Source organism: Chloroflexus sp., from assembly GCF_034434295.1.
GTDB lineage: Bacteria > Chloroflexota > Chloroflexia > Chloroflexales > Chloroflexaceae > Chloroflexus.
Genome location: NZ_DAOTZQ010000102.1, coordinates 23126 through 36018 on the forward strand (window position 1 = coordinate 23126; position 12893 = coordinate 36018).

Annotated in this window: 6 protein-coding genes; 5 read left to right on the top strand and 1 reads right to left on the bottom strand. The window is 56.1% G+C overall.

Annotation, left to right across the window (positions count from 1 at the left end; genetic code table 11):
* Nucleotides 1–22 precede the first annotated feature (22 nt).
* Together VAE57_RS14430 and VAE57_RS14435 are read left to right on the top strand one after the other, a co-directional pair.
* Nucleotides 23–1951 (top strand): ABC transporter ATP-binding protein, encoded by a 1929-nt coding sequence (locus VAE57_RS14430; protein WP_322822568.1) that lies wholly within the window; start codon nt 23–25, stop codon nt 1949–1951.
* The gene (locus VAE57_RS14435) at nt 1948–3825 is read left to right on the top strand and encodes an ABC transporter ATP-binding protein (RefSeq protein WP_322822569.1); all 1878 of its coding nucleotides are present in this window, start codon (nt 1948–1950) and stop codon (nt 3823–3825) included. Before VAE57_RS14430 ends, VAE57_RS14435 begins: the two co-directional genes overlap by 4 nt.
* A gap of 186 nt (nt 3826–4011) precedes the next feature.
* On the opposite strand, the gene VAE57_RS14440 is transcribed toward VAE57_RS14435, so the two are convergent.
* Nucleotides 4012–6735: a clostripain-related cysteine peptidase gene (locus tag VAE57_RS14440; RefSeq protein ID WP_322822570.1), complete on the bottom strand. Its 2724-nt coding sequence runs from the start codon at nt 6733–6735 to the stop codon at nt 4012–4014.
* 1473 nt (nt 6736–8208) lie between these two features.
* Between VAE57_RS14440 and VAE57_RS14445 the strand changes: the two genes are divergently transcribed.
* The 3 genes from VAE57_RS14445 (at nt 8209) to gatA (ending at nt 12844) form a co-directional block, all read left to right on the top strand.
* The gene (locus tag VAE57_RS14445; RefSeq protein ID WP_322822571.1) at nt 8209–9876 is read left to right on the top strand and encodes a cobalamin B12-binding domain-containing protein; all 1668 of its coding nucleotides are present in this window, start codon (nt 8209–8211) and stop codon (nt 9874–9876) included.
* Nucleotides 9877–9891: 15 nt separating this feature from the next.
* Nucleotides 9892–10998 (top strand): NAD/NADP-dependent octopine/nopaline dehydrogenase family protein, encoded by a 1107-nt coding sequence (locus VAE57_RS14450; RefSeq protein ID WP_322822572.1) that lies wholly within the window; start codon nt 9892–9894, stop codon nt 10996–10998.
* A gap of 382 nt (nt 10999–11380) precedes the next feature.
* Nucleotides 11381–12844 carry an Asp-tRNA(Asn)/Glu-tRNA(Gln) amidotransferase subunit GatA gene (gene gatA, locus VAE57_RS14455; RefSeq protein WP_322822573.1) on the top strand — a complete coding sequence of 488 codons (1464 nt, stop codon included), beginning with the start codon at nt 11381–11383 and terminating at the stop codon, nt 12842–12844.
* Nucleotides 12845–12893 lie beyond the last annotated feature (49 nt).

Below are 12893 nucleotides of genomic sequence, written 5' to 3' on the forward strand. Positions count from 1 at the left end.
GAGGGGTAGGAAAGAAACAGGTATGCAGGCTCAACGTAACATGGTTTCCGTGCCGGCTCAGCGCCCGGCTTCTGGTGCGTTAATACGGGCCATTCGCTATCTTGGCCGTCAGCGGCGCACTGTGCTGATCGCCTACGGTTCACTGGTGCTGGCCACCCTGGCTCAGTTGGCCGTACCGCAACTGGTACAAAATATGATCGACGCGGTCACGCGCAGTATTGTCGCGACCCGGATTTTGACGGAAGTACCGGCGGCATTTCAGGCTGCGGCGGCGGAACAGCTTGGCCTGACCATTGAAGCGTTGCAGCGTGATGCGGCAAACGCCGAAGGGATTGTGCTTAATGCTGCCTTGCTGATCCTGGTCTTCGCCGTCATGCGCGGTGTCTTCTCGTTTTTACAATCGTTCATGGCAGAGCAGACCTCTCACGGCCTGGCTTTCGATCTGCGCAATGCGATCTTCAGCAAGATTCAACGCATGTCGTTTAGTTTCTATGATCGCAATCAGACCGGGCAATTGATGGTACGCGCTACCGATGATGTTGAACGGGTGCGCACATTTGTAGCTCAGGGTCTTGTGTTGGCTGCCCAATCGTTTTTACTGTTAATCGGGGCGTTGATTGTGCTGGCCTTTACCAACTGGCAATTAACACTGGTTATTCTGCCTTTGTTGCCAATTGCGCTTGCTGTGTTCTTTGTCTTTGGCCGGATCAGCCAGCCGCTCTTTCTGGAAGTGCAGAATCGGCTTTCCCGTCTTAACACGATTTTGCAAGAAAATATCGCCGGTATTAAGGTCGTGAAGGCATTTACCCGCGAGCCGTATGAAGAACAACGCTTTGATCAGGCGGCGACTGCGCTGATGGAGCAGCAAATTCGGGTTAACCGGATTTTTGCCTTCCTCTTCCCGGTGATATTTTTAATTGCCCAATTAGGCCAGGCCGCCATTCTCTATTTTGGTGGTCAACAAATTCTGAACGGAACGCTGGCCCTCGGTGAATATCAGAAGTTTAGTCTCTATCTGGTGTACGTCTTCTTCCCACTCGGTCAGCTCGGTTTCATTATCGCATTGCTGGCTCAGGCCGGTGCCTCAGCCGGGCGCATCTTTGAAGTGCTCGATGCGCAGAGTGAGATTGTAGAACGACCAGACGCCATTGTGCTGCCGCCATTGCAGGGGCGGGTAGAGTTTCGCCATGTCACTTTCCGTTACTTCAACAGCAGCGCTCCCGTGTTGCAGGATGTCAGTTTTGTGGTTGAGCCGGGACAAACGGTTGCTCTGCTCGGCGCAACCGGTAGTGGCAAAACGTCGATCATCAATCTCATCCCGCGTTTCTACGATGTCAGCGCGGGGGCTGTGCTCATCGATGGTTATGACGTGCGTGACGTCACTATTGACAGCCTGCGCAGCCAGATCGGGATTGTGTTGCAAGAGAGCAACCTGTTTAGCGGAACGATCCGCGAGAATATTGCCTTTGGCCGCCCCGATGCCGGTGATGACGAGATCATTGCCGCAGCCAGAGCCGCGGCTGCACACGATTTCATCATGAGTTTTCCCGATGGTTACAACACGCGGGTGGGCGAGCGGGGGATGACGCTTTCCGGCGGGCAGAAACAGCGGATTGCGATTGCCCGTGCGTTGCTGCTCGACCCACGGCTGCTCATTCTTGACGATAGTACCAGCAATGTTGATGTGGCAACCGAAGCGCTGATTCAGCGGGCGCTCGATCGACTGATGCGTGGCCGTACCAGTTTCGTGATTGCTCAACGCATCAGCACTGTGCGAAACGCCGATCTGATCCTCGTCCTCGACAAGGGGCGACTGGTTGCCAGTGGTACGCACGCTGAATTGCTCGAACAAAGCCCAATCTACGCCGAAATCTACGCTTCGCAATTGATTGAAGATGCCCCGCTACCCTCAGTGAATGGTCAGGGTGAAGAAGGAGTGACAGGACGATGATGGGAGGACTGGGCGGCCCAGGCCGCATGCTCAACACCGATGTCCAGAAGCCGAAGAATGTGCTGGCGACGATTGCCCGCTTCTGGCCCTACTTTCGCCCCTACTGGCCGGTCGTGGTGCTCACCTTCGTCTTGATCACCGCCAGTGCCCAATTGCAGGTCACTGCCCCTGAACTGATTGGTCAGGCGGTTGACTGCTATCTCTTCCCACGGGCCGATGTCTGCTGGTACACCACGGTCGATGCCGCAGCAACGAATGCCAACCGTCTGAGCGGGCTGACCGGCCTGGTCGGTTGGTTGCTGGTTGTGTTTATCGGTGGTGCTTTTCTCCAGGGCCTGGCCTTCTTCAGTATGAACTGGGTTGGGCAGCGAGCACTCCGGCAGATACGAGAGGATGTTTTCGCGCACATTCATCGGCTCTCGCTGGGTTATTTTGCACGCAACGAAGCCGGTAATGTGATGAGCCGGATTACCAGCGACACCGATACGATTCAGCAAGCCCTGAGTTTTGCCTTGCTGAGCGTTGTCAGCGGCTTTTTGCAGATTGGTTTGACCATCAATGCGATGGTGCAGAGTAATCTACCGTATGCGCTGATCAGCCTGAGTGTGGTGCCATTTATGATGTTGGCAACCTTCTATTTTTCCACCCAGGCCCGGCGCGCATTTCGCGCCAGTCGGCAACAAATGGGCAATGTGAACGCCGGTTTGCAAGAGAGTATTGCTGGCGCTCGCGAAGTACAGGCCTTCAACCGTGAGGCAGAGAGCATTGCCCAGTTTGAACGGGCTAATGCCGCCAACCGCGATGCCAATATTCGCGCGGCCAGCTTCACCAGTGCCCTGAACCCGGTACTGGAAGCCCTGGGATACGTGGCTATTGCTATCGTTGTGGTTGTCGGTGCGCTGAGTGCGCTGCGCAATGCGCCACTCTTCGGTACCGGGATCATTTCACTGGGGACGATCTTTGCCTTCATTCAGTATGTGCAGCGCTTCAATCAGCCCATTCAGCAAATTGCCACCCTCTGGACAAACGTGCAGAATGCGATTGCTGGTGGCGAGCGCATCTTCGGGCTTCTCGATATCCAACCCGATCTGGTTGATGCGCCGAATGCGTATCCGCTACCGCCGATCCAGGGTCGAGTCGTCTTCGATCACGTTTGGGCCGAATACAAACCGGGTGAGCCGGTGCTGCGTGATGTAAGTTTTATCGCTGAACCGGGACAAACCATCGCTATCGTCGGCCCGACCGGTGCCGGCAAGACCACGCTGGTCAATCTCATCCCGCGTTTTTACGATGTCAGCGCCGGGCAGGTGACAATTGACGGCCATGATGTACGTGCCGTGACTGCTGCCAGCCTGCGTTCACAGATCGGCATTGTGCTGCAAGATACCTTCCTGTTTGCTGATACAGTGATGAACAATATCCGTTATGGACGCCTGTCTGCCACCGACGACGAGGTCATCGCTGCTGCCCAACTGGTTGGCGCACACGAGTTCATCGAGCGGTTACCCGACGGCTACCAGACGATCCTCGGTGAGCGAGGTACCGGTCTTAGTCAAGGGCAACGGCAACTGATCGCGATTGCGCGCGCAGCGCTGGCCAATCCCCGCATTCTGATCCTCGATGAAGCGACCAGTAGCGTTGACACCCGCACCGAGCGGATCATTCAGCGAGCGTTTGATCAGATGTTGGCAGGACGCACCAGCTTTGTGATTGCTCATCGCTTGAGTACAATCCGTAATGCCGATCTGGTGCTGATGGTCAAGAACGGTCAGATTGTCGAACGTGGTACGCATCAGGAGCTGTTGGCCTTGCGCGGAGCGTATTACGATCTGTATCAACAGCAATTTGCTGCCGGGGTAGAGGCAATTTCCTGAGTAGAACCTCTCTCGCCAACTGGCAACCACACAGGCTGACCGGAGCCGGTTTTACCCGCGCTGGCATAAGGGGCGGGAGATGATTTATTCCATCCTATGGAGTAGGGTAGGTGCAGGCAACATCTGCGCCTACCCCTGCAGAGAGCGTGCAGGTATCCCCGTGTCGCGCTGTTTAGCGTGCAATGGTTATCGGGCAACGATTGGCAGATAGCGATCATACGCCAGTGGTAGTCCGGTAATGAGCGGGAACGGCGTGCCACCGGTTGGGACATCAGTGACGCCGCCAATACCAACTGGTCGATCTGTTGCCAGGTATTGACGAACAAAGGCGCTCCAGTCATCGTTTTGTCCACGATACAGCAGATATTCGACCTGCAGCGGTTGTGTGCCCAAGAGAGCGTGGTGAGGGAATAATTCGGCTAGACCAGCACCGATGGGTAACTCTGGTAGCCCGACCTGTCCGTTTGCCAGCCTGCGGGTGGCTATAACCAGTGGTGCACTTCCACCAAGGGCATTTCTCAGGTGCAGTGTTGCGGTACGGGCCGCTGCCAGATCGGCGGCCTGTACCGCCGGCGCAGTGGCCAGAGCTGCCGCAAAATCACCAAGATCGATAAAGGCATCTTCCGGTGCCGGGAAGCGCTCGCCAAGCGAGTCCCGCATCGCATTAATCAGTCCATTTCCTGAGCTATCATAAGCTGTACTGCTGGTACGCACATCAATCAGCAACAATTGCATTACGGCAGCGCGCTCATTGAGGACACGTGTTAATTCAACCGCCAGTGCATCGCGTGCCGCCTTCACTTCATCAGCACGCGCAAGGTCGAGGGCCGTCAGCGCATATTCACGCAGAACACCATCGGCCCGCACGGCGTTACCGTACAATGCCGGCAGATCAATCGCAACTGTCCGCGGAGCGTTGTTAGCCGCATTAAGACGACTCAACACGCGGTTGAGCCAGGCGGTGCGCCAGATTTGCCCAGGCGGTGCGACCAGATAATCAGCCGCCGGTGCCAGGGCCAATGCCGTATTTAAATTGGCCGTGAGGGGTGCCTGCATCAGGATCAGATCAATGCGCTTTGCCGCAGTTGTGGTGGCATTAGTCAGCGCTGTACCAAGATCGGCAATCGCCATGGTCGGTGTATTCGCGACCGACTCATCACTGCCAAAACCGAGTGCCGGGTGAGCCGGGCCAACGAGCACCAGCATGGTACGAGTGGCTGGAAATTCGGTTAGGCCGAAGGTAACAAAGTCCCGCAGTGTCGCCGGATCGGCACTGTTTGGCTCTAATCGGTTCCGGCAATCAACGGTACTATCACGCAAGGCACACATCTGACCACCGGTAATCCCATAACCGTCGTAGAAGGTCACAATCGAAAGATTGGGATAGGTCGTCGCCAATGAGCGCAGGCGCTCTAGCTCAAAATCCGGGCGTGCAACAGCACTGGTGCGTAATGGGTCGCCGAGTGCGTTATCAGCCGCAACATAGATTAACACCGTCCAGCTTGCCGGCGGCAGACCATCCGGCAATCCTTCGTCATCGACCGGTCGTACCGGCAACGAAGGAGATTCAGGCAGAAATGTGATAGTACGTTCGGCAAAGCTGTAACCGTAGGCGGGCAACTGCTCTGTGCCGCGATTGTCGTGAACGATGGCGTACCAGCGGTACGGATGGCCGTAGCGCAGGGGGAAGGTGGCAAAACTGGCCGGCACGAGATCAATGTACGGTTCATCCGCGGTGAGCAGTGGACTGCACAATTGCGGTGGCAAGCCGGTTTCCGGGACAATCACAACCGGATCGTAGAGACAAATCTGATACAACTCGTCTTCGCTGTCTCGCGGTTCGATGGAAAGACGCACCGGATTGTCATCGCGCAGCACCAGGCGGGCACCAGGTTGTGGAGCAAGCAGGCGTGGTGAACTAAGCTTCAGGTCGAGATCGAGAATCGCTTCACCGGCAGCCAGTTCGCTAACAACTGGCCCTGCCAGGAGACCAAGACGGCGCTGATCACGACTCCCACTCAATGGCTGATTGACAAACCAGACCTGATAGCTTTGACCAGTCGCGAGTGGTGGTACATCGAACTGATAGCGAAACCCATCATCTACAGGTGCCGCACTGGCGGTGGCAACGACCGTCTGACCATTCGTGTCGGAGCGTACCAGGAGGACTTGAACGTCGCTCAGATCGGCTGCGTCCCGGTTGAGCTGGCTAACCCGGCCACCCAGGGTCGCAAGTGTGCGTGTGCATACCTGGGCTTCAATGTCATCGAACGAAAGCGCGAGTGCGGTACCGTCATTGACGCCGCGCATCGTGATCTGCAATCGTGCAGCGCCTTGATCGACCAGCGATGCCACGTCGGTGGCTGCCCAGGTGAAACTGCGCCAGTTACCATCGGCCCGGCCACTGAGCGGAATATCCACGGTAAAGACACGTCCGGCAGGTGTAGGGTCATCAGGTAGATTGAGCGAAATGGTCACACTATCGCTTGGGCCGAGCGCATCCGGCACGATCCGATACCGTAAGGAACCGATGATCTGTTCGGTAGTTGGTGGTATTGAAAATTGTTGCCCGAAGGCATCAATATCGATACCTCCATCACCGTCGCCATCGTCATCCTCGACCAGAAAGATGGCCTGGGGTGGTGAAAAGACGCGGGCAGACGCCGTGGTGAAACTGACCTCGTTCCGCAGTGGTCGCCAGGGTGATGAGGAGGGCGAGCGATCAATGGCTACGTCCTCAATCGCATCGAAGCAAACCAGATTTGCCAGTGTAGCTGATGGTGCTTCATACGCAGCACCAGATTGTGCTGGCCACGCAGTTATCAGCAGCACGATGCAGAAGAGTATTGAGAGCCGGCGCGGCCAGTACGCAACCCGCCGGGTCGAAGTCTGGTACACGAGAGACACCATGCGTTGCTACCTCACTACAGGCGATATGCCATATCACCCTGGTATCCTCAAAAGTCGTTCTCACTATTGGTGACATCGTAGCAGATACATTACGGGACTCCGGTATCAGCTTTAAGTAACGTTGTGCAGGTCGTGATACCAGACGTGACATATAGCGTGACCGACTCGATCTTCCGTAATGCGCTGGTTGCAGGTGTCAGATTCTCACTATGAATTCATGCTACTACATCCTACATCGTTGTGACTGCCGAAGCCAGTACAAATTTGGTTAACTTGAGTGCGAATTGTTGGGTAGCACCGGCTTCAGTGAGGATTATTTCAGAAATATCTACTAAAGGTTATATCATTCATTACTGACCGACTTCGTGATGGTGTCAACGGGGTGACACACGCCGGATCGTGAGCATAGCTGCTGCGGCGGCATGGCTGCCGCACTCCAAATACTGCGACACGCGCATAACGAGCAGGCAAGGCAACTCATTTAGCGCGTGATGGCACAACCGGAACTGCGCTCTGCTGACGGGCCAGGAGCAGGGTAGGCTGTTATTGGTGATTGGCAAGCGTGCATGCGCCTGTGCGACGGTTTGGATGCAGACAGCATAGCTGTTATGAAATAAGTTCTACTCATCCTGTCTGAGCACGCCAGCGGCGTGCGTTCCCGGTGAGGAGTACCGGCTTTGGTGCGGACTCCCGATCCTGCGCGTACCGGGTGGGAAGCGAGCCAGCGGCGTGCGTTCCCGGTGAGGAGTACCGGTTTTAGAAGTTATCTCATTAATTACTGACAGACCACATGGTTGTGACGAGAACACACAGCATCCCCGCGACCAGCAGGGTCAACGACCTGACACGTACCTGATCGCGAGCACGGCTGGTGCGGCAGCCATGCTGCCGCACTCCAAACGCTGCGACACGCGCCTGACGAGCGGGTAAGCCAATCTATCTAGCGCGTGGTGGTGCCGGCGATGATCGTCAGCACTGCATACCGGCGTGTCGGGAGCAGGATATGCTGTCGTTGGCGATTGGCAAAGCGTTCATGCGCCTGTGCGACCGCCTGGGTGCACAACAGCACAGCTTTTATGAAATTAAGTTCCAGGGAGGACGCCCGATCCTGCACAGATGGCGGATGAGTCACCGTGCAGCCGCAGGGTTTACCCCGGCACGTTGTAGGAAGTCACTTTACACATAGCGGATACTGCATCTCAGCGGGATTGTTCGACACAGTTGCAATGCATCCTGGTGACCAACATCTGTACATGGTTTCACAATAGTGCAACATCTGGCGGCAAGATGCTACAATGAGGGTACTATCAGCCGGCAAGCCATGACGTTACTCTGTGTTGTATCCCCGACAAAACACTACAGGCTATCAGGATGCGGTAACCGGGTACCGGATATGCCTTCCGTACACCTCTGTTGGCTATCGTTCGACTACAAGCTACGTAGTGGACAAAATAGCAGGAAAGGAACAATCAGATGACGGCAAAACAGAAAACAGTTGTTGCCGCCGCACTGGGTGAGTGTGTGCATGTCGCAGGGGTAATGAATTTTTTGCGACTGGCGGAAGAGGCGGGCTGGCGTACCGTCTTTCTCGGCCCGGCGACGCCGATTGAACGAGTCATTGATGCTGCCCGCCACGAACAGGCAGATCTGGTCGGTGTATCGTACCGCCTGACACCGGAGACCGGTGCTCATCTGCTAGGGCGTTTTGCTGAAGCTGCTGATGAATTGCACGCCGCCGGGGTACGCTTCGCCTTCGCCGGAACCCCACCTCTGGCAGCAAAGGCGATTACCCTCGGTTTCTTCGAGCAGGTCTTCGATGGCAGTGAGTCTGCCGATCAGGTACTGGCATACCTGCGCGGACAATGTCTGGCTACAGCAACTGAAGCCGATTTTCCCCAACACACTGTTGAGCGTATTCGCTGGAAATCGCCTTACCCGCTCATTCGTCACCACTTCGGTTTGCCGACGATGCAGGCTACCATTGACGGCATTGCCCGGATTGCAGAGGCTCGTTGCCTTGATGTTATCTCGTTGGGCATCGACCAGGATGCGCAAGAGAACTTCTTCCGTCCTGACCGTCAAGCCCCGGCGCGTAGAGGTGCGGGTGGCGTACCGGTGCGCAGTGCAGATGACTATCGTGCACTCTATACTGCCAGCCGGCGGGGGAACTACCCCTTGTTGAGAACCTATTCCGGCACTGATGATTTTGTCCGCCTGGCCGAGATGTACGTCGAAACGATCAACATTGCCTGGTGTGCCATCCCGCTCTTCTGGTTTAACCAAATGGATGGACGCGGGCCGTGGGATTTGGAAGGATCGATCCGCGAACACCAGACGGTTATGCGCTGGTATGGCGAGCGGAATATCCCGGTTGAGCTAAATGAACCTCATCATTGGGGGATGCGAGATGCGCCTGATACTGTCTTTGTCGCCAGTGCCTACCTCTCCGCGTACAATGCGCGGGCTTTTGGGGTGCGCGATTATATTGCGCAATTGATGTTTAACAGCCCGCCAGGACTCTCCGATGCGATGGACCTGGCAAAAATGCTGGCGGTGATCGAAATAACAAAGCCTCTGACAGGCCCAGACTTCCGTATCTGGAAGCAGACCCGTACCGGATTACTGAGTTACCCGGTTGATCAGACAGCCTCACGGGCACATCTGGCGACGAGTGTCTACTTGCAAATGGCGCTACGCCCGCACATTGTTCATGTTGTTGGACATACGGAAGCGCATCATGCCGCTACTGCCGAGGATATTATCGAGGCCTGTGGCATGGCACGGCGTGCCATCGAAAATGCGCTGCGTGGCCAACCTGATTTGACCGCCGACCCTGTCGTTCAGGTACGCGCCGCGCAACTGGTGGAAGAGACGCACTACCTGCTGGATGCGATTACTCAACTCGCACCCGCCGGTGTGACCGATCCCCTGATCGATCCGGTGACCTTAACGAAAGCGGTTACGGTTGGTTTACTCGATGCCCCTCAGTTGCGCAACAATCCCTTTGCTCCTGGTCGGGTCGTTACTCGCTTCATTAATGGCATGTGCGTGGCTGTTGATGAACGAGGGCGTCCTCTTGATGAAAAGCAACGCATTCAGCAGATTATGGATCGTCGTTCGGCGATGGAGACCTCCAGATAAGAGAGAGCAACATCTATGGCACCCTCAACCCGTTACACTGTGATTGGTGCGGGCAATGGTGGGAAAGCGATGGCTGCCCACCTCGCCCTCATGGGGTTCGAGATCACCCTGTACAATCGGACTCCTGCTCATGTGGAAGCAATTCGTCAACGTCGAGGCATTGAACTCGAGGCAGGAGAAACCGGTCCCCACGGATTTGGACAGCTTGCGTGCGTGACGTCAGATATGCGGGAGGCATTGGAGCACTGCGATGTGGCTATGATCGTGATCCCCTCATCAGCGCATGCAGAGGTAGCCCGTGTTATGGCACCGCATCTGCGTGATGGGCAGATCATCATTCTCCATCCCGGACGTACGTGCGGGGCGATTGAAGTAGCCAAAGTGTTGCGTGATGAACGGTGTCGAGCAGATGTTACCATTGCCGAGGCGGAAACGTTCATTTATGCCAGCCGCTCTGACGGCCCGGCGCAGGCGCGCATTTTTCGGATAAAAGAAGCAGTGCCATTAGCTGCGCTTCCGGCCAATCGCACTGGTGATGTGTTGGGGGTGTTACGTGATGCGTTTCCCCAATATATCGATGGCGGGAATGTGTTGCGGACCGGCCTGAACAATATGGGCGCAATCTTTCACCCGGCATTGACATTACTCAATGCCGGTCGGATCGAATCAACCCGCGGTGATTTTCAATTCTACATTGACGGTGTTACCCCATCGGTTGCCCGTGTACTAGAGGTTCTCGACCGAGAGCGCGTCACAGTGGCTGCGGCGCTCGGTATCCGTGCCCGTACCGCTCAGGAATGGTTGCTCATGGCATACAACGCAGCCGGTGATTCGCTGTACGAAGCGATCCAGAATCAACCGGGGTATTATGGCATCAAAGCACCGCCAACCCTACATCATCGGTATATCTTTGAGGATGTCCCGATGAGCCTGGTTCCGATTGCCGCACTCGGGCAACGCTATGGTGTGGCCGTTCCTGGTATTGATAGTATCATTCGCCTGGCGTGTATTATTCATCGTACCGATTACTGGCGGCGGGGGCGCACGCTCGAAAAGCTCGGTATCGCAAATCTGAGTGTCAGTGAGCTAACTCGCTATGTTGAAGAAGGCACCCTCGATTAACTGAACAGAAGATGATGAATGGGGTGATCACATCTCAGCCACACGTGGCCAGGTAAGCCGTGTCTTCTTCAGTTAGCCGGAGCAGTCGATGAGATGCTGGACACGCATTGTTGCATGCATAAGACCAAATCTTGCTCAACAATATGCACTGTTCAGGTGTGATCCGTGTGCTGAGGCATTACCGAGTGTATCAGCGGCGAATCGCCGGTGAATGGTTGGCGGAATCGTAGGGGCGACGCATGCGTTGCCCCTATAAACCGATTTGATATAAGATCCTCTTTTTGCAGATCGTCCTGTTCGGCGGTCTGATGGACACTATCTCTGCCAGGGCGAAGTCTGGTACAATAGAGCGACTATGCGCCACGACTCCACTGGAGGCGATATGACTGAACTACATCATCTCACCGTCACTGCTGCACAAGCAGCACTTGCTGCCGGCGACATCACGGCGGTGGAACTTACCGAAGCCTGTCTGGCCCGGATCAACGCTACTGAACCGACAATCCGCGCCTTTCTTCATCTCACACCAGATGCAGCTCTGGCCGCGGCACGGGCTGCCGATGAACGGCGGCAAAAAGGACGCTCACTCGGGCCGCTCGACGGCATTCCAATCGCGATCAAAGATGTTATCTGCACTGATGGCGTTCCGACGACTGCCGGCTCACGGATTCTGGCCGGTTTTCGCCCCCCGTACAATGCCACAGTGATCGAGCGCCTTGTTGCGGCGGGGGCCGTTCTGGTCGGTAAACTCAACTGCGATGAGTTTGCTATGGGTTCGAGCACTGAGAATAGTGCCTATCAGATTACCACCAACCCGTGGGATCCAACCAGGGTTCCGGGCGGGAGCAGTGGTGGTAGCGCGGCAGCAGTCGCCGCCGGTCAGGTGCCGGCTACTCTGGGAACCGATACTGGTGGTTCAATTCGTCAACCGGCTGCGCTCTGTGGAATCAGCGGTCTTAAGCCGACGTATGGCCGGGTTAGCCGCTATGGTCTCATTGCATATGGATCATCACTTGATCAAATCGGGCCAATGGCATGGACAGTTGCCGATCTGGCGGTACTGCTCAACGTCATCGCCGGCCATGATCCGCGTGATGGCACCAGTGCTCCCATTGATACTCCCGATTACACCGCAGCTCTGACCGGTGACATTCGCGGGTTGCGGATCGGTATTCCCCGTGAATATTTTGTTGAAGGGATGGAGCCTGGTGTCGAGTCAGCTACCCGTACTGCTATCGAGGTGTTGCGCGATCTGGGAGCGATCCTGGTCGATGTCTCGTTGCCACACACCAGATATGCGTTACCCACCTATTACATCATTGCCCCCGCCGAAGCCAGTGCCAACCTTGCCCGTTTCGACGGCGTGCGCTACGGCTTCCGGGCCGAGGGTGAAACGATGTGGGAGCAGATCGAACAGACCCGTGGTCAGGGATTTGGCCCTGAAGTCCGGCGCCGCATCATGCTCGGCACGTATGCCCTCTCCGCAGGGTATTACGATGCCTATTATCGGCGCGCCCAGCAGGTGCGCACGTTGATTAAGCGCGACTTTGAGCAGGTGTTTACGCAGGTAGACCTGTTGGCAGCACCGACCTCGCCAACCGTTGCTTTTCCAATTGGTCAGAAGATCAACGATCCGCTGGCAATGTATCTGAGCGATGTCTGCACATTGCCAATCAACCTGGCCGGTGTACCGGCGTTGGTTGTACCATGCGGTTGCAGTGAGGGTCTGCCGGTAGGTCTGCAACTGATCGGACGCCCCTTCGATGAAGCCACGCTGCTACGGGTAGGTGATGCCTATCAGCGTCTGACCGAATGGCATATGCAGCGTCCCAGGCTCAAGGTTTAGGCGGCCGGCGTCTCTGCGCACTGATCGGTCAAGATATGGTATACTAGAA